General features: G+C 46.2%; 15 protein-coding genes. All 15 read left to right on the forward strand.

Annotation, left to right across the window (positions count from 1 at the left end; translation table 11 throughout):
* Nucleotides 1-307: 307 nt before the first annotated feature.
* The 15 genes from AWV70_RS11375 (at nucleotide 308) to AWV70_RS11440 (ending at nucleotide 19,957) form a co-directional block, all read left to right on the forward strand.
* A complete protein-coding gene (locus tag AWV70_RS11375) occupies nucleotides 308-1,282 on the forward strand; it encodes a nuclease-related domain-containing protein (protein WP_060207140.1) in 975 nt (324 codons plus the stop codon).
* A 482-nt stretch (nucleotides 1,283-1,764) separates the two neighbouring features.
* Entirely contained in the window at nucleotides 1,765-2,097 is a 333-nt protein-coding gene (locus AWV70_RS11380) for a YhdT family protein (protein WP_060207143.1), read from the forward strand.
* On the forward strand, nucleotides 2,094-3,536 hold the full coding sequence (gene panF / locus AWV70_RS11385) for a sodium/pantothenate symporter (protein WP_060207144.1): 1,443 nt from the start codon (nucleotides 2,094-2,096) through the stop codon (nucleotides 3,534-3,536). The genes AWV70_RS11380 and panF overlap by 4 nt, the downstream gene beginning before the upstream one ends.
* A gap of 897 nt (nucleotides 3,537-4,433) precedes the next feature.
* Nucleotides 4,434-5,345, forward strand: coding sequence for a DMT family transporter (locus AWV70_RS11390; RefSeq protein WP_060207146.1), 912 nt, complete (start codon nucleotides 4,434-4,436; stop codon nucleotides 5,343-5,345).
* A 323-nt stretch (nucleotides 5,346-5,668) separates the two neighbouring features.
* Nucleotides 5,669-6,214 carry a helix-turn-helix domain-containing protein gene (locus AWV70_RS11395; RefSeq protein ID WP_060207148.1) on the forward strand — a complete coding sequence of 182 codons (546 nt, stop codon included), beginning with the start codon at nucleotides 5,669-5,671 and terminating at the stop codon, nucleotides 6,212-6,214.
* A gap of 20 nt (nucleotides 6,215-6,234) precedes the next feature.
* Nucleotides 6,235-8,280, forward strand: a complete 2,046-nt coding sequence (locus tag AWV70_RS11400) for a hydantoinase/oxoprolinase family protein (protein WP_060207150.1) — start codon at nucleotides 6,235-6,237, stop codon at nucleotides 8,278-8,280.
* Nucleotides 8,273-10,030 carry a hydantoinase B/oxoprolinase family protein gene (locus AWV70_RS11405; protein ID WP_060207152.1) on the forward strand — a complete coding sequence of 586 codons (1,758 nt, stop codon included), beginning with the start codon at nucleotides 8,273-8,275 and terminating at the stop codon, nucleotides 10,028-10,030. Before AWV70_RS11400 ends, AWV70_RS11405 begins: the two co-directional genes overlap by 8 nt.
* Nucleotides 10,027-11,346, forward strand: a complete 1,320-nt coding sequence (locus AWV70_RS11410; protein WP_060207154.1) for a purine-cytosine permease family protein — start codon at nucleotides 10,027-10,029, stop codon at nucleotides 11,344-11,346. Before AWV70_RS11405 ends, AWV70_RS11410 begins: the two co-directional genes overlap by 4 nt.
* 52 nt (nucleotides 11,347-11,398) lie before the next feature.
* A complete protein-coding gene (locus tag AWV70_RS11415) occupies nucleotides 11,399-12,490 on the forward strand; it encodes a DUF917 domain-containing protein (protein WP_060207156.1) in 1,092 nt (363 codons plus the stop codon).
* Nucleotides 12,491-12,662: 172 nt separating this feature from the next.
* Nucleotides 12,663-13,745, forward strand: a complete 1,083-nt coding sequence (locus tag AWV70_RS11420; protein ID WP_060207158.1) for an S-layer homology domain-containing protein — start codon at nucleotides 12,663-12,665, stop codon at nucleotides 13,743-13,745.
* 729 nt (nucleotides 13,746-14,474) lie between these two features.
* Nucleotides 14,475-14,570 (forward strand): putative holin-like toxin, encoded by a 96-nt coding sequence (locus AWV70_RS24540; RefSeq protein ID WP_235588635.1) that lies wholly within the window; start codon nucleotides 14,475-14,477, stop codon nucleotides 14,568-14,570.
* Nucleotides 14,571-15,462: 892 nt separating this feature from the next.
* Nucleotides 15,463-16,455, forward strand: a complete 993-nt coding sequence (locus AWV70_RS11425; RefSeq protein WP_060207159.1) for an aminopeptidase — start codon at nucleotides 15,463-15,465, stop codon at nucleotides 16,453-16,455.
* Between the two features lie 52 nt (nucleotides 16,456-16,507).
* Nucleotides 16,508-18,067, forward strand: a complete 1,560-nt coding sequence (locus AWV70_RS11430) for an ABC transporter substrate-binding protein (protein ID WP_060207161.1) — start codon at nucleotides 16,508-16,510, stop codon at nucleotides 18,065-18,067.
* 59 nt (nucleotides 18,068-18,126) lie between these two features.
* Nucleotides 18,127-19,041, forward strand: coding sequence for an ABC transporter permease (locus AWV70_RS11435; protein ID WP_060207163.1), 915 nt, complete (start codon nucleotides 18,127-18,129; stop codon nucleotides 19,039-19,041).
* Between the two features lie 49 nt (nucleotides 19,042-19,090).
* Nucleotides 19,091-19,957 carry an ABC transporter permease gene (locus AWV70_RS11440; RefSeq protein WP_414714831.1) on the forward strand — a complete coding sequence of 289 codons (867 nt, stop codon included), beginning with the start codon at nucleotides 19,091-19,093 and terminating at the stop codon, nucleotides 19,955-19,957.
* The last annotated feature ends 9 nt before the right edge of the window (nucleotides 19,958-19,966 follow it).

Consider the following 19,966-nt stretch of genomic DNA (forward strand, 5'->3'; position numbering starts at 1 on the left):
CGAATCACGCATAAATGCCCCCAAAAATGCATCAATCCCGCCAATCACGCATAAACGCCCTCAAAAACGCATAACCCCGCAATTTCACGTATAACCCTAAAAACTCACGCATATTCCAAAAAATCTCCGCATAACCTTCTACATTCACGCATAAACTCTATCAATCAAACTAGCAAAATCCATTTTTAAACACCGAAATTGGCTCAAAAACCATTTTTAAACGCAGAAAACGCACCAAAACGCAATCTTTTTCCAAACCATTCCATTCTCTAGCAAATCCATCTAAACTAAACATGAGGTGATAAAAATGATCTACAAAAAACGGACAATGCCGAACGAACTGAAAGCACTCCTCTCCCTGAACAAACGCCTGCCCAACAACCATGAAAAAAAACACGTCGTCCGAAAGAATCTGCTCATCTGCCAATCAGGCTACAATGGCGAACTCGAATTCGACGCCCACATCAAAGAATTTCAGCCAGCCTATCCGCACGCCATACTCCACGACCTCTACCTGCAGCAAGACGGCGCCTATTTCCAAATCGATTCGCTGCTCATCACACCTTCATTCATTACTGTCATCGAAGTGAAAAACCATAAAGACAAAACGGTCATCAAAGCGAACCCGACCCAATTCATACGAGTTTTCCAAAACGGCGATCGCAAACCGATGCATAACCCGTACATCGAAGTGGACCGAAAAATCCACCTGCTCAAAAACTGGCTCGACAAGCGCGGCATCCAAATCCCCATCGACGGCATCCTTGCATTTGCACACACCAACGAACTTGCCATCGAACACCCGTCGCCTGAAATGAAAACGATGCTCACATACGAAGCACCTGCCCATTTCCGATCACTGCCCATTGATGAACAAATTCTCGACGGACACGCAATCTACAACCTGGCGCACGCCTTACTCGAACATCACAAGGACTACAACCCATTCCCACTCGCTGACCTATACGATATCGCTCCAGAAGACATCATACCCGGCGTCATCTGCCCGAGCTGCGAACGTCCCGGAATGCAGTGGGGGAGGGAAAAGTGGAACTGCCCATCATGCGGCCACACCGGAAAAACCGAGCACCACCAAACCGTCCAAGACTGGTTCATGCTCATCCAGCCGAAGATGACCAACCGTGAATTCCGCTACTTCACCCAGCTCAACAACCGCAACGTCGCCCGCGGCCTGCTCTCCAAATCCGGCCTGCAGCTCATCGGCGAACGCAAAGCAGCGCATTATATTCTATTAAATGAAGGGAAATCCCCAAACCGGTAAAAACGCTCCCAATGAGCGTTTTTCTTATGCAATCAACTCACAACCGCATAAATTAATTTCCCACGCATAAACCCGCCAATTCGCGCATAACCGCCTCCAAAAAGTCCATAAACTCTCCCAGAAACGCATAAATCCCCAGATTCACGCATAACGCCCTCAATCCACCCCCCTTTATTTGTCAAAACCATTCCGCGCGATCCGTACTCTCTCTATAATAGAAGAAACTCCGCACCCTCAAAAATCCGCATAAACTCGCCGAAAAACGCATAAACGCCCGCAAAAGTCCATAAATCCGTCGAATCGCGCATAAATCCAATTTTTTACGCATAAACGCAGACCCCCACGCATAAATCGCAAAACTCACGCATAACCGCCCCGCATCCGCACTCCCGATACCTATTAATCTCCAATTCCCCCTCCCACAAACAAGAAAATCCTGTATAATCAACCTCAAGAACACGAAACGAAAGGAGCATCCAAAAATGCCCGCCAACAAAAAAGCATCGCAACACTATAAGCCCGACCCGCGTTTCAAAATCGCGCACCGCGAAGCGCTCATCGGCGTCGCACTCGCCATCTTCAACTTCATCTGGTGGTACGGCTTCGCCTACGGACTCGGATCCCGCCCACCTGAAGAATATACATACATCCTCGGCTTGCCAGACTGGTTCTTCTATAGCTGCGTCATCGGCTTCATCCTGATGTCCGCACTCGTCATCGTCATCACCAAATTCGTCCTAAAAGAAGTCCCGCTCGACGCGGACCCATACGCGGATCTATACAATGAAGCAAAGGAGGAATCGCCTAAACTATGAACATCCAAGTCATCATCCCGCTACTCATCTTCCTGATCGCGATCTTTGCTATCGGCTTCATCGCATCGAAACAAATGAGCTCAGGCGGCGGATTTCTCCAAGAATACTTCCTCGGAGGACGCGAACTAGGAGGATTCGTCCTCGCCATGACAATGGTCGCGACATACGGCAGCGCATCCAGCTTCCTCGGGGGACCCGGAACCGCCTACACAGTTGGCTTCGGCTGGATTCTGCTTGCCATGACCCAAGTCGTCACCGGCTATTTTGTCCTGCTCATCCTAGGAAAAAAATTCGCAATCCTGGCACGTAAATACAACGCCGTCACAATGATCGACTTCCTGAAAGCACGCTACAATAGCCCAGCCGTCGCGATTCTATCAGCCATCGCCATCATCATTTTCCTATTCTCCGCCATGACCGCGCAATGGGTCGGCGGCGGACGGCTCATTGAATCGCTCACCGGGCTTCAATATACAACGGCGCTATTCATCTTCGCGATCTCCGTCCTCGTCTACGTCGTGATCGGCGGATTCCGCGCCGTCGCTCTGACCGACGCTGTCCAAGGCGCAATCATGGTCGTCGGCACACTCATCCTGCTCATCGGCGTCATCATCGCGGGCGGGGGAGTCCCAGCCATCATGCAAGATTTATTGAATGAAAACCCGAGACTCGTCACGCCATTCGGGGCAGACGGATCGCTTTCAGCCGCATACGTATCTTCCTTCTGGATACTCGTCGGCGTCGGCGTCGTCGGCCTTCCGCAAATGGCCGTCCGCGCAATGAGCTACAAAAGCTCCCGCGCCATGCACCGGGCACTCGTCATCGGCACCATCGTTACCGGCTTCATCATGCTCAACATGCACCTGATCGGCGTCTTCGCAAGACCCGTCATGCCGGGCATCGACGTAGGGGACAAAGTCATTCCGTTAATCGCGCTCGAAGTTTTGCCCCCATGGCTAGCCGGTATCGTCCTCGCGGCACCAATGGCGGCCATCATGTCGACCGTCGATTCACTGTTGCTGCTCGTCAGCTCAGCGATCGTCAAAGACGTCTACCTGAACTTCATCAAACCGGAAGCAACCGAAAAGCGGGTCAAACAAATAAGCTTCGGCGTCACCGGCATCCTAGGAATCATTGTCTTCCTACTCGCCCTACAGCCGCCCGACCTGCTCATCTTCCTGAACCTATTCGCCTTCGGAGGACTCGAAGCCGCCTTCATCTGGCCAATCGTCCTCGGGCTCTACTGGAAATACGGCAACAAACACGGAGCCATACTCAGCATGATCACCGGTATGGCATCTTATATCGCAATCCACTTCTACAACGCAGAATACGGCAATCTACTAGGCGTCCACACAGTCACGATCCCCGTCGTCCTGTCCCTGCTCGCCTACATCATCGGCTCCCTCGCCATCCAGCGAAAAGCCTTCAGATTCTAAACGAAAAGCGGACCCCACAACGGAGAGTCCGCTTTTCCCATCCAAAAACGCATAAACTGAGAAACTCACGCATAAATTCTACAATCTACGCATAAACCCGCCCAGTTACGCATAAACGCCGCCAATCACGCATAAATCCCAAAACTTACGCATAACGCCTTCAATCCGCCCCTTAATTTGTCAAAACCATGTGGCGCGAACAGGGAGACGGTCGACGCCTTTGCGAACCACCCGCGATTATAGAAAGTGAAATCCGATTATACGTATGTTATAATTGACATATACTAAAAAAGACTGAGCGTCGCACAACGCCCAGTCAATGTAGCTGACATCCGCATGAAGTGCGGTTGGCCAGGTCAATGGAGAGTAACCCCATCACACTGTGCCAAAGTGTATCGGATGGGGTTATTTTTGTCTAGTGGTGAACAATACAACAATTGCCACAACAGTCGTAACCGCCGTTGCAATCGCTATAAAAAATTGAATCAAAATATTTATAGCTTCGTATGTTCCCATTATATCACCCCCTTTTACAGGAGTGCCAACCGTCCATCCGCTTATGCCACTGCAACTTCTATTCTATCATTCCGTCCTACCAAAAGCGAACTAGCATTCTCTTTTCTTGTAAAGTTTATTGTACCTTCAACCAACCCCTTAATTTGTCAAACCATTTCGCGCGAACAGGGAATCGAGCCTATACTACTACCCGCGAACCCTTACTCACGCATAAATCCCTCCAGAAACGCATAATCTTAAAAACTTACGCATAAACTCCCACAATCACGCATAACTCCGCCAAAACACGCATAATCTCCAAAATTCACGCATAACCGCCCGTTACCTCCGCCCAATATGCTAAACTAGACTCTTACCATCACTAGAAAGAAGGACACCAACATGTGGAAAATCTATGCACTCCTCACCACAACCATGCTGCTCTGGGGACTCAACCTCCCCATGCTCAAATACATGCTCGAATACATGCATCCCGTCACCATGACAGCACTCCGCATATTTACAGCTAGCATCACCGTGTTCGCCATCCTCGGAGCATTCAAACTCCTTCGTCTCCCAACGAAAAAGGAATGGACATACATCATCGGCGGAGCCATACTCAACGTAGTTCTCCACCACTACTTCCTCAACATGGGCCTCTTCCGAACAACCGGCACCAACGCCAGCCTCATCCTCGGAACCGGCCCCGTCCTAACAGCAATATGCACAGCACTCATCCTGCGCAACTACCCGACCAAAATCCAATGGATCGGCGCAGCAGTAGGCTTCATCGGCATCAGCTCCGTCGTCCTTGCTGCTGGCGAAGGATTCACCGGCCTCAAACTCGGAGACGCTTTCATCTTCATTTCGATCCTTGCACAAGTCCTTTCGTTTTTGGTAATCGCGAAGGCGGCAAGAACGCTCGACCCAAGACTGCTCACCGCGTACATGCTCACGATTGGCAGCATCATCCTGTTCGTCATCAGCCTCATCCAAGAGCCCGGCGAACTCATCAAATTCACAACCGTGCCGCCAAGCTTCTGGGCAGTCTTCGCCGCAAGTGCCGTTTTCGGAACAGCCGTAGGGCATATGCTCTACAACTATTCAGTCGGACAAGTCGGCCCCGCCAAAGCCGCCATCTTCATGAACATGAACACACTTTTCGCCCTGACAGGCTCGGCCATCTTCCTAGGAGAAATCATCACAAGCCGTCACCTATTCGGCTTCATCCTCATCATAATTGGCGTCATCCTAGGCTCCGGCGCCGCCGAAGATCTATGGAAAAAACGAAAAACCAAACTCAAGCCGTCCTAAAGACGGCTCGATCACTACATCACGCATAACCCCCTCCAAATACGCATAAATCTGCCCAGCCTGGATGCGAACACGGACCTAACAAAATCAGGTCTCTCCAACACAATGAAGTTGCACTGGTTAAAAAGCGAAAAAATAAATTTTTCCTAAAAACAAAATGAGTTATCAACACCTTTTGGTTTGTTTACAAAAGGTGTTTTCGTGTTGAAAAGAATTTTCACAAATAAATTTTAATAGATTGACAAATTGGAAGTGCCGAAGTAGTATAAAATAAATTAAATATATTTAAAAAAGTTATATATATTAAAAAAGAGGGTGTCTAGATGGAAGATATTCATGGAAAAATCCATAGATTGCGTAAGGAAAGGAACTTAACGTTAAAAGAGTTAAGTGAAAAGACAAACCTCTCAGCAGGTTTTCTTTCTTTAATAGAGCGTGGGTCCACGTCTTTGGCGATCACGTCTTTGAAAAAGATTGCCGATGCATTTGAGGTAGACATTACGTATTTTTTCGAGAGTCCAAAAATTGATCGCAAATTTCATATATCGAAAAATGAGCAAAAGAAGTTTTGGATTAACACGGTTGATAATGGGTTTATAAAATTGAGCGGACAGTTTCAGAATCGAAGTATGGAGTCGTTAATCGTAACCTTGGGGCCCAATCAGCAAAAAGAATATGATGATTCGCATCCTGGGGAGGAGTTTTACTACGTATTAAATGGAACGGTTCGTTTTACGATAGATAACGAAATATATGATGTTCGGCAGGGAGAGTCGATTCATTTCCCATCGCGATTGCCGCATGATTATGAAAATCCAACAGATGAAGAAGCAGTTCTGCTTTGTGTGATGACGCAGCTGTTATTTTAAGACAAGGGGAGGCAAGCGAAATGAGAGTTGCAACAGATATCGGTGGAACATTTACGGATTTAGTGTATGTAGATGAAAAAGGGAATGTTCAAGTTGAAAAGAGTTCAACAACGCCACCGAACTTTGAAAAAGGAGTACTCGAAGTTATTCGGAAGAGCGGGATTAATGCTTCGGAAATAGAGGAATTCATCCATGGAAGTACGGTAGTCATTAATGCGATTACAGAACGAAAAGGCGTCAAGACGGCATTGATCACGACAAAGGGCTTCCGCGATGTATTGGAGATTGCTAGAGGAAATCGACCGGATCTATTTAATGTTAGATATGAAAAGCCTACTCCTTTTGTGGAACGCTATTTGCGCAAAGAAGTGAACGAACGGTTGAATGCGAAGGGCGAAGTACTAGCCCCATTAAATACTGATGAGCTGCTTACAATTATTGATGAATTGAAAAAGGAACAAGTCGAAGCGATTGCAATCGTCTATCTTCATTCCTATTTGAACCCAGATCATGAGCGGCGAACAAAGGAGTTCATTGAATCACAATGGCCAGAAGTGTTTGTAAGCGCTTCATATGAGGTGACGAGGGAATGGCGGGAATATGAAAGAACGAGCAGCACCGTTTTGAATGCCTATGTAAAACCGATCGCTTCGACGTATATCAATAAATTAAACGATGAGTTGAAACAATTGGCTCCAAGCAGAAATTACATTATGCAGTCTAATGGAGGCACTACTACATTTGAGCATGCAAAGGAATTGCCGCTCTATATGTTAGAGTCCGGTCCGGTAGCGGGTGTATATGGTTCGGCAGTCCTTGGCAAAGAAATAGGTGAGCATAACATTATTGCATTTGATATTGGTGGAACAACGGCAAAATGTTCGTTGATTGAAGAGGGCGAAATGAAAGTGTCCACAGATTACTATATCGAAAAGGATAGTAAACGTGCTGGCTATCCAGTGAAAGTACCGGTCGTCGATATTGTGGAAATTGGCAACGGCGGCGGGTCGATTGCCTGGATTGATGAAGTCGGTTCGTTGAAGGTTGGACCTCAGTCCGCTGGTTCACAACCTGGGCCAATAGCATATGGACAAGGGGGTACAGAACCGACTACGACGGATGCCAATTTATTGACTGGTAGACTGTCTCCGAAAAACTTTGATTATCCAGTCAATCTCAATGTTATTGAAAAGGTGATTAAAGAAAAGATCGGCAATCCCTACTCCTTGTCTGCAGTCGAAGCGGCCCTGGGCATCATTCGCATTGCCAATGCTAATATGCTAACTGCCTTGAAGTTAATTTCAATACGAAAAGGGCATGATCCTCGACGTTTCGCAATGGTCGCTTTCGGTGGAGGAGGTTCCATGCACGCTGCGGCTTTAGCTAAAGAATTGGGCGTGAATAAAGTAATCATACCCTTCGCATCTCCTGTATTTTCCGCTTGGGGCATGCTCATGACAGACTTACGGCAGGATTCCGTAGTTACATACAAAAGTATTCTATCGGAATTAGATTTTGAAGAGATCTCACAAGAATGGACTTCGATTGAAAACCGGTTGCTTGCTACTTTTGAAAGTGATGGGGTAGAGGAACCGATACTGTTTTTGCGATTTGTTGATATCCGGTATGTAGGGCAGGAGCATACAGTTAAAGTCTCCGTTCCGGAAGATGAGTGGAATGAACAGATTGTGGAAGAGGTAAAGGAGCGTTTCCATCAATTACATGAAAAGAACTATACCTTCCGTTTAGAGGATGCCCAATGTGAGATTGTCGGTTTGCATGTTACCGCATTAGGACAAGTGAAGAAACCAGAGTTAGCAAATGTGGAGAAACAAGGTACTCTAACTGATGCGATTAAGGAAATCCGACCTGTTTATTTTGAACAAATCGGTTGGATTGAAACACCGATTTATGATCGTGAATTGCTGCCGACTGAACAAGTGATCAACGGGCCGCTAATCGTGGAGGAAAAAGCAGCTGTCACAATTATCGAGAAGGGCCAATCGCTGCACGCGGATGTTTACGGAAACTTAATCATTGATACGGGGGTGCAAACAAATGCATGAACGCATATCGCAAGATCCGTTCACACTTGAGATTGTTAAGGATACGTTACTGTCTATCGGAGATGAAATGTTCTATACACTAGCCCGTACTTCCATGAGTCCGATCATTTATGAGGTACTGGATTTCGCTTGTGGGTTAACGGATAACAAAGGGCAACTTCTTACGCAAGGCAACGGAGTAGCCGGGTTTATCGGTACGTTAAGCTACATGGTAAAAGATGTGCTTTACAGGTATTTTGGAGAAGGCGATATTAATCCTGGTGATATTTTTATCATTAATGATCCATATGGTGGCGGAGGAACACATCTATCTGACGTCGGCCTTGTTATGCCGATCTTCCATGATCATGAATTAATCGGATTTTCGGCAAATAAAGCGCACTGGACCGAGGTTGGCGGGAAAGACATCGGTTCCTTTACAAATGATTCAACTGACATTTACCAGGAAGGTTTGCAGTTCCCGTGTATTAAAATAGTTGACGGCGGAAAAGAGAATAAGGCGCTTGTCGAAATGATCAAATCGAATGTTCGGTTCCCTGAATTATCAATAGGTGATATGCGGGCGCAAATCGCTGCACTGAAAATCGGGGAAAAGCGTTTTAATGAACTATATGACAAGTATTCAAAAGAGACGGTTTCCGCTACAATCGAACTGCTATTAGATCAAGGTGAAAAAATGGCAAGAAACTCAATATTGAACCTTCCAAATGGTGTCTATACGGCTACCAATTTTATTGATGGGGATGGCCTTGGCAATGGACCCTTCCCTATCCAGGTGAAAGTGACGATTACGGATGATCAATTCATATGCGATTTCCGTGGAAGCCACCCACAAGTACCTGGTCCGGTAAACGGTTCCTATACAACATTGGTGACGGATGTGAGAACGGTATTTTTGGCGATTACAAACCCTTCCCAAGATGTAAACGATGGTGTATTCCGCCCATTAGAAGTGATTGTGGACAAAGGCTCGATCTTTTCTGCTGAACGGCCAGCTCCAGTATCGAACTACTGGGAAAGCGGATCATCCGGTGGAGATTTAGTTTGGCAGGCGCTCGCTCCTATTTTGCCTACGCAGTTGACGGCAGGCCATTTCTTATCGGTTTGTTCTGTTACATTGGCCGGGAAACATCATGACACGGATGACGACTTCCTTATCGTAGAGCCTTCTGTTGGCGGATGGGGGGCAGGGAGTGGACAGGATGGAGCAAGGGGACAGTTTTGTATTGGGGACGGCGAGACATACAATATCCCGGTTGAAGTGGCAGAAGCGCGTTATGGCGTGATGGTGGACTCTTACCGTCTTCGTTGTGATGGGAAAGGCGCCGGTGAATTTATCGGGGGATCGGGTGTCATTCGATCGTATCGGGCATTGACGGATGCGCAAATGGCTACCGTCACTTATGGACGTCATCTCTATGCTCCATGGGGTGTTAATGGGGGAGAAGAAGGCTCGCCGAATGAGTTTTCGATCATAAAGAACGATGGGGAAATGGATGGTCCTTATGGAATGTATGCAAGATATCCTCTGAACGAGGGAGATATTATAGAACTACGAACAGGGACGGGCGGAGGTTACGGTAGTCCGTTTAAAAGGGATGCGTCGAAAGTACAGCACGATGTGAAAAATGGTTACTTCTCCATTTTGGATGCTGAGGAGAAGTTTGGAGTCTTACTGAACCCGAAAACATTGGAATTGGTAGGTGAAACAAAAGAGAGATTGCAGGTTAGGGAGGCTGGGGAGCTATGAGTACCAAAGAAAAGAAGACTGGACAAAAGCAGTCTGATGAGGCATTGGTAGCGGTACCTTTGCAAGAAAGGCAACATTGGATCTTTCCTGCCATGATTTTTGGGGGATTGGAATTCTCCATCCCGGTCTTATTGACAGGTGCTGTGCTCGCTGTAAACTTCGGAATTTCCAAGGTCTTTTGGATTTTATTCATCTCTCTTTTCGTAATTCAGTGGATTGGAAATGCTGTGACTGGCTATATGGGGGCAAAGACGGGAATTGCTTCGTCTGTTCTTGCCCGAAGCAGTTTCGGCCATGTACAAGCTCGATGGATTATAGGCTTGATCACGTTTTTCGTAGGTCTCGGTTGGTGGGCACTTCAAACCGCAGTAACAGGTGAAGCGATTGCAGCAATGTTCGGCATAGATTATAAGAACAACTTTGGAATGCTTGCGCTCATTACGACAATATGTGGATTGTTATTTGCCCTACCGTCAATACTTGGCTATTCTTCGATGAAATGGACAGATATCGTTGCAGTTCCTGCGGGTTTATTGCTTGTTGCGACGGGCATTTATTTAGTAATGAAGAACGAGGGATGGTCATCCATCGCATCGTGGCAGCCGGAGCAGACGATAACTTTCATGGCGGGTATCAGTCTAGTATTAGGGATGAATGTGTCTCAATGGGTAGGTGTTCAGGATTACACGCGATACGCAAAGCCGAAGGTAAAGGATAATGTAATTATTCCACTTGGCATTATTGGAGTCGGGTTTCCGTTATTTTTGGTAGGGGCTATCATGTCTGTCGGAACCGGAGAAGCTGATATTGTACAGATTATGATGAATCTCAATTTTCCGGTTTGGGGATTCTTGATCCTTTGGTTGTCGACATGGACAAGCCAGATTGTCAACAGTTACAGTATGGGGCTTTCCATGGCTAACACATTCAATATCAATTCAGGTAAAGGACGGGCAATTCTTACGCTGATTGGGACAATTATTGGAATCGGTTTAGCATTGGGTGGTGTATTGCAGTATTTCGAAGATTTTCTTTACGTGTCGGGTATTATTTACGGTCCGATTGCCGGAGTGATGATTGCAGACTTTTTCTTCATCCGCAAACAAACATACACGGACAATCCAGGATGGAACTGGATTGCTACAATTACAATGAGTATAGGCATTGCAATTGCTTACTGGTCCCAGTATGTCCATGAGTGGGGAATTCCCGCGGTTCAATCATTATTCATTTCAATGATTTTATACTTAGTGGCAATGAACATAAAACGAAAAATAAAGCCGGATCAATTCACTGAGGTTAAATTAAAAGAATAATTTGTGTGAAGTGACAGAAGTAACCTAATAGAATTAAAGGTGGTAGTACTTTGTGAGAGAGATTAGTTTGCAAGAAGCGGAAGACATTCTTTATGGTGCCTGTATATTGGGAGCCGGAGGAGGGGGGAGTTTAGAAGAAGGTTTGAAGCTCGTCCGGAATATTTATGAGCGCGGCCAATCAATCCGAATTGTTACTGTTGATGAAATCAAAGATGATTGGCTTATAGTCTCCCCATATTATGTCGGGTCTGTTGCTCCACCGAGCGAAGAAGTAATGGATAAACTCCGTGGACTAAAAGAGTTGCCCGGAAACCCTTCCGTTTTTGCAGCCGAAGCATTACAAAATCACCTTGGTAAAGATGTGGATGCTATCTGTGCGACGGAACTCGGTGGAAATACGGCATGGGCAATGGATGTAGCTGCAACTATGCAACTTCCTTTAGTGGATGGGGACCCTGCAGGGCGGGCTGTCCCTGATTTAGCACACACAACATTTAATGTGCATGGAGCTTCCATAACTCCTTTTGCGCTGGCGAGTCGATATGGCGATCATATAATTGTAGAATCTGTTGTCAATCATGATCGTGCCGACCAAATAGCGCGCTCCTTTGCAATGATTTCAGGAAACATTGCAGGAATATGTGATCACCCACTCGATGGAAAAAGGTTTAGAGAATATATCATTCCAGATACATTATCCCGAGCAGGAAGCATCGGATATGCTAGAAGAGTTGGACAACAAAACGACCCCATTACCTCGATTTTAAAAGAGGCAGATGCAAGGCTGCTTACTAACGGGGTTATCATTGACTCTGAATGGCATGATGCGAATGGGTTTATTGAGGGAACAATCCTCATAAAGGATAGTCAAACTCAAGAAACTTGGACTATTTGGTTTAGAAATGAAAATATGATTGCTAGAAAGGGAGATGAGCTCATTTCAATCATCCCTACCATTATATCAATCTTAGATTGTGAGAATGGCGAGCCAATACTAAACCCGCAATGCCAAACTGGAATGAAGGTTGCTGTCATCGCCTTTCCGTCTCCAGAGATTTGGACGACAAAAGAGGGATTGGCTATCTTCGGACCGACGTATATTGGGATGGATGATCAGGATTATGGGAGAACATTGAAAAAGTAAGAAGAAAAAGCCGCTCTCGAAATTGGGAGCGGTTGTACGTTTTGGAAGGCTTTCTAAAAACTCTAAATCTCAGAACTCCCGCATAACTCCCCAAAAATATAAATAACACCACCATTTCCCTCCGTTCTCTATCAAAAAAACAGTATAATCATAGAAAAGGAGGCAAACATCTATGAAACTACGAATGCAAACCGCACTTCTAACTACCGCACTGTTGCTCACACCCGCAATCCAACCAGCACAAGCGGCATCCTTCACGGACGTCCCGAAATCCCACTGGGCATACGAGCCGATCGACGCAATCTCAGATCTTGGCATCATCAACGGCTACCCGGACGGCACATACAAACTCAACCAACCCGTAACGCGCGCCCAAGCCGCTAAAATCGTCGCACTCGCAACAAAAACGAAGCCAACACAAAACTTCACGCCGGACTTCAATGACGTCACCCCGGCACACGGCGCATACGACCATATCCGCGCACTCACCGAACGCGGCATCTTCAACAACGGCGAATCCTTCAACCCGAACGCATCACTCACACGCGGGCAAATGGCCAAAATCATCACACTCGCCTACAATATCACAGTAGACGACAACGACCTGGTCACCTTCAGCGACGTCCGTAAAATAAACGGCTACCATAGCTACATTACAACCATCGCTGAACTCGGCATTACAACAACCGAACAAGGCGGGGAATTCAAGCCGAACGATCCCGTATCACGCGCACACATGGCTGCCTTCATCCAGCGAGCCATCGAATTCGACGCGAAACGCAAATCCGGCGAAATCTACTATGACCAAGCCCAACAAAAATACGTCGAAAAAGTCTACTCCATCCCTGAGCCGCCCCCAAGCCAAATGGACGACGCGCAAGCAGCACAAACCATCAATCTAGTAAACAATGAACGCCAACAACAAAATCTGGCAGCACTCAAACAAGACAAAGCACTCTCGGCCATCGCCCAAGCCAAAGCCGAAGACATGGCGCAGAAAAACTACTTCGCCCACAACTCGCCAACCTACGGCTCCGTCGGCAACATGCTCGACCACTTCAAATACGACTGGACAGCCTACGGCGAAAACATCGCCAAAGGCTACACAACCGCCAAAACCGTCGTCCAAGGCTGGATGGACTCACCCGGCCACCGCGCCAACATTCTCCAGTCCCGCTTCACCAACATCGGCATCGGCTATGCCACCGACCAAAACGGCACAACCTACTGGGTCCACATATTCGCAACAAAATAAGACAGGGGGAGGGGAACCCAACCCCTCTTTCTCTCAATCGCGCCTCACCAATCCCCAACCAATCAGAAATCTCCGCATCCATCTCCCAAAAACGCATAAAATCCAAAATCAACGCATAAATCCCTCAAACGACGCATAACCGCCCCTAAAAGTCCATAACGCCTCCAAACAACGCATAAACCCGCCCAGATACGCATAAATCCCAAACCTCATGCATAACGCCTCATACTACCCCCTAATTTGTCAAAAGCATTCAGCGCGAATAGGGGAAGATTGAATCTCGACTGTTTTCCCGCGTCCAGGCTCCATCGCAACGCAATCATCCCACCTCGCAACGCAATCAATCACCTGCGCAACAAAACCAAACCGTCGCAACGCAATGAACTCGCCATGCAACACAATCTACCATTCTCGCAACGCAACCAATCCCACACGGAACACAACGAATCGCCTCCGCAACACAATCAATCGACTATAGATCCTTCTCTTATCTCGAAAAACGCATAAATACCTTCAACTCCAATTTACTCCATAAAAAAAAGCTCTAAGCAAAAAAAGCTTAGAGACATTCCATTAAATGATATCTTATGTTATTTGACCAACAAAACGACACAACAAGAACAGGTGTATGGTATAATGATAGAGAATAGCATTGGTTTTCGAGGGTGGACAGCGCCTTTTCCTAACTCCGTTCATGGGAGATTCCCGGCGGAAAGGAGGTGCTGCTACGTGACTATTTTTGAAACGTTTGTAATCACGATTAGCTTTTCAACACTAATCGTCAGTGTGATTGCATTATCGTACACGATGTCACGAAAGAGATAATCCACCCTTGAGTGTTAGGCGACTCGGGTGGATTATCTCATCTCGTAGCGCTGATCCCCTTAAGGGAATCAATCTATTCGACTTGCCGTTTCGATGTTCGCGCATCGAAGCGGTCTTTTTATGATATTCATATACAACATAATTATAACAAACCAAAATTTTATTGTCTACGAATGAAGAGTACGACGGATGAAACACTGGTCGTAACCCATTTTTAATATCAATCGCGCCTCACCATCTTTCAATTATATAGCAACGTCCACATCCATCCCCAAACATCTCTAGAAACGCATAAACGTTGAAATTTGCGCATAAACTCTGATATATACGCATTAATCCCACAAACGACGCATAAACCCGCCTAGAAACGCATAAATCCCAAAACTCACGCATACCGCCTCATACCAACCTCTAATGTGTCAAAGGCATTCAGCGCGAATAAGGGAAAGTGAATTCCGACTGTTTCCCCGCGTCCAAGGTCCATCGCAACGAATCCTTTCTTCATCCTCCAAAAACGCCTACCAATATAACTATTCTGGAAAACTATTTTATCCATCTGGCAGATTCGATTGAATGACATGTCCTCTAGGAAACTGATTCCGAAAAGGTATAGATGCATGAGATGTGGTTATGGCGAAAAGTAGCTAAAAAAATGATGAAATTAGTGAAAGTGGCTTTTGAATGAGTGCGAGCTCCCCGTAAAAATTACGTTTTCTAATCATAATTGCACGTGAGAAATTCATAAAAAATAAAACGTTAAAAAATTATATCTCAATAACAGAACAAAAAAACAATTATATATTCTATAGAATATGGTATTGAATATTAAAAATTCTTACCCTATAATGAAAAATGAATTGAGCAAATCTATTAGTTTACAGGGGGCAGAAAATTGAATCAGATCTTAATGGGTAAAGGTGCGAGAACGATTGTTGAAGTGTGTGCGGGTGTAAAACCTGGGGAGCAAGTTTTGATTGTTACGGAACCAAGACAGTTGAAAATTGCAGAAGCAGTTGGGGCAGCGGTTGACGCGGCTGGCGGAGAGTTGGCGATGGCGGTCATTACACCGCGGGCAGCGGATAGCCAAGAACCGCCTAAAGTGGTGGCTGCGGCAATGAAGGAAAGTGATGTCTTCATCAGTGCGGTATATACATCCATCACGCATACGAAAGCTGTGAAGAACGCGGTTGCAAACGGTTCAAGAGGCGTCATGCTTACGCAATTCGATGAACAAATGTTGGTGGATAGCGGAGTGAAAGCAGATTTCCCGGCAGCGGCCCCTATTTGCCATGCCGTTGCTGAAATACTGGAAAACGCTCGTGAAATCATTTTAACTACTCCGCATGGAACCAATTTAACGATGTCGGCAACTGGCAGAAAGAGCAATGCGATGACATGTATGGTGAATCCGGGACAGTTTGCGCCTGTGCCGACCGTAGAGGCGAATGTTTCTCCGCTTGAAGGAACAGCAAACGGGACGATTGTTGCAAATGCGAGCATCCCCTATCTTGGGATTGGCGTGCTGGACGAGCCAGTGACTGCCATTGTCAAAGATGGAATGATTACATCGATTGAAGGCGGAAAAGAAGCGAGAATCCTTTCAGATGATCTTGCTTCTAAAAACGATCCGAATGTCTATAACATTGCGGAAATCGGTGTCGGCTTGAATCCGGAATGTAAGTTCATCGGTTCGATGCTGGAAGATGAAGGGGTATTCGGTTCAGTTCATATAGGGATCGGCTCCAGCTTGACATTAGGCGGGAATGTAGTCGCAGCTTGCCATTATGACTTGATCATGACAGACGTGACGTTAGTTGTAGATGGACAAACAGTGATCAAAGACGGTGACGTTCTAGTTGGGAAGCCCCTAACTGAAACTGTTTGACCCTAAGTTGAAGAATGGAAGCATTTCAAAAAACGTAATGGGGGAGAAAACGTTGAAAAGAAATTATCTAGTATTCCTGCTGCTTGCTGCTATCTCGCTAGTTTTAGGAGCGTGCAGCAATAATGATAAGGGCGAAGCAAATTCTTCGAATGATGGAAATGACGGGTCTTCAAAAGAACAAGTATTGACAATCGGATTGCCGACCGACATCGATACGTTTGACATTCATAATACGACGAGCAGCGCCACTGAAGCCGTGCTGACGAACATGTTCAGCTATCTGTATAAGCGGACAGACGAGCTTGAGCTTCAGCCGGATCTCGCGGAAAGCTACCAGATTATTGACGACAAAACATGGGAATTCAAATTGAAACCTGGCGTCACTTTTCATAACGGGGACCCACTAACGGCAGAAGATGTGAAGTTCACATTTGAGCGGGTTGCTAAAGATCCTTCCTTGAAACGGAACTCTTACTTCACGAACTTCGAGGAAGTCGAAGTGGTAGATGAACTGACGTTAAGAATCCATACGAAGACGACGGAACCGTTGATGCTGAACCGTATTTCGCGGAATGGACTAGGGATTTTGCCGAAGAAATACATTGAAGAAAATGGGTTGGAACACTTTTTAAAAAATCCTATCGGTTCCGGACCATATCAATTCAAGGAATGGGCGAAAGACTCGCATATCACACTTACGTCATATAAGGATCATTTTGAACTGAAGCCGGAATGGGACAAAGTCGTTTTCCGAGTCATCCCTGAAACGTCGACGCGTGTCGGTGAACTGATTGCAGGCGGCGTTGATTTAATTTCCAACGTTCCTCCGACCGAATGGGATCGCATCAACGATAACGATGGGACTTCCATTACGGAGGGGGATTCAACTCGGGTGATGCAGTTGATCGTCCGCCATACGGAAGGTTCCGTCACATCCGACCCACGCGTCCGTGAAGCGATCGACCTTGCCATTAATAAAGAAGTATTGGTCGACCACATTAACAAAGGCGCGGCAATTCCGACAAGGACAGGCACTCCTTTCGGTGTAACGGGAGCCCACCCCGATTTGAACAACTCATTCGTCTATGATCCTGAGCGTGCGAAAAAATTGCTAGAAGAAGCTGGATATGGGAATGGGGTGGAAATCAATCTCCAATCGTCGAATGGAAGATACACATTGGATAGCGACGTTGCCCAAATTATCGCGACGATGCTGGAAGAAGTCGGCTTTAAAGTGAATCTGGAACTGCTCGAAAACAGCCGTTATTTGGATGTGTATGATGCCCATCAGAATAAAGAGTTGTTCTTGATCGGTTTATCAAACTCTTTGTTCGACGGATCTCATGCACTTGAGTATTTCTATACGGAAGGGGCAAAAGGAATGACGGACTACAGTAACCCGGAATTCGATAAGCTATTTGCCCTTTCTGAGGAAAATATGAATCTGGAAGAAAGAGAGCAGCAATTGCAGAAGATGCAGGAAATTGTTGCAGAAGACCGTCCAAATATCAATTTATATCAAATGAAAACGGCGTATGGAATTCGGGACCACATTACTTTCGATGCTTCGCTGACAGAACATTTCTATGTTCCTAGCATTCACAAAAAATAATATTGAGAGACGATGAGGGAGGTGCCCATACCTCCCTTCAATGTATAGGGGTGAAAACGATGTTGGGATTTTTGTATAAGAGGCTGCTGCAATTAATACCTGTCCTCTTCATTATTTCTTTTATTGTATTCGGATTAGTATATGTGGCGGGGGACCCTGTTACGTTGATGCTCCCCGAAGAGGCGACTGCAGAGGAAAAAGAGACGCTGAGAGAAGCTCTTGGACTCAATAAGCCATTTATCGTTCAATACGGAATTTATGTGTTGAATTTGCTGAAGGGCGATTTTGGAGAGTCGTTCAGGTACAACACGGATGCCTTGTCCCTCGTCTTGGAACGGCTGCCGGCCACATTGGAATTGGCTTTTTACTCAATGGTCATTGCAATACTTATTGCAATTCCCCTTGGGGTTCTGTCAGCGACAAGAAAGAATTCCCTAATCGACATTTTCGCTTCGAGCACTTCGGTATTAGGAAAAGCGTTGCCGAACTTTTGGGTAGGAATCATGCTTATCCTCATATTTGCGGTAAATTTGAAAGTTTTTCCGGTGTCTGGAAGAGGATCTTTCGCCCATGTCATCCTGCCGGCTCTAACGTTAGGTACTGGAATAGCGGCGGAAATTATGCGATTAGTTCGATCGAACGTGCTCGAAATCTTACAGCAAGACTACATTAAGACGGCGAGAAGCAAAGGCTTGAGGGAGTTTTTTGTTGTCTATAAACATGCATTTAAGAACGCTTCGATTCCTGTCATTACGATTATGGCTCTGCAAATGTCTTCGGTCATTTCTGGAGCGCTGGTCACAGAAACTGTTTTCGCTTGGCCGGGGATCGGGCAGCTTATCGTTCAATCCGTGAACGGTCGGGATATGGCGGTCGTGCAAGCAGCTGTTTTCGTCATTGCCCTGATGGTCATCGGCATCAATTTACTAACGGATATCTTATATAGACTTATCGACCCGAGAATCAAATATTAAGGTGGGGAAAACCTTGACCACAAATGTTCAGATTGACAGTCAGAGAAGGATTACGAAAAATCGATCGAAAAGTTTTGTTCTAGGCTTTCGATCATTGGTGCGAAGCAAGTTAGGGCTGCCGGGACTGGTTATTGTACTGATTTCTTGTTTGACCGCTATATTCGCTCCGGTCATCGCCCCTCATGATCCTGCCCAAATCAATACAGCTCACATGTTTCTCCCTCCGGCCTGGATGGATGGCGGAATGAAAGAGTACTTGTTAGGCACGGATAACTTGGGAAGGGATGTTTTTAGCAGAGTCATCTATGGGACACGGATTTCATTGATCGTCGGTATTATGGCTGTTGTTGTTTCCGGTGCCATCGGACTTTTTTTAGGTTTGATTGCAGGTTACTACGGAGGCTTCATCGATAATGCGCTGATGAGAATCGTCGACGCGTTCCTCGCAATCCCGAATATTCTATTCATGCTTGTCATCTTAGGCGTGCTCGGTCCGAGCTTGTTGACACTAATCATCGTGCTCGGCGTTACCAATTGGATCATCTATGCCAGAATGATCCGCGGCGAAGTGTTGAGCATTAAGGAAAGAGACTATGTCATCGCATCCAGATCCATCGGAACGAAAAACTTGCAGATCATTTTTAAACATGTGCTGCCGAATGTGTTCTCTTCCTTCATCGTCATTTCCACATTAAGTGTCGCAACGACAATAATATTGGAAGCTTCCTTGAGTTTTTTAGGATTGGGTGTTCAGCCACCTACCGTCTCGTGGGGCGGCATGTTGAGTGAAGGACGGAATCATTTGGCGACAAGTTGGTGGATTGCAACGTTTCCGGGAATTGCCATTACGATGACGGTGCTGGGAATCATTTTTATGGGAGATTGGCTGCGCGACTTGCTGGATCCGCGATCTTAAAAGCATAGG

It is taken from the genome of Sporosarcina koreensis (assembly GCF_001531445.1).
In the GTDB taxonomy this organism is placed as follows: Bacteria; Bacillota; Bacilli; order Bacillales_A; family Planococcaceae; genus Sporosarcina; species Sporosarcina koreensis_C.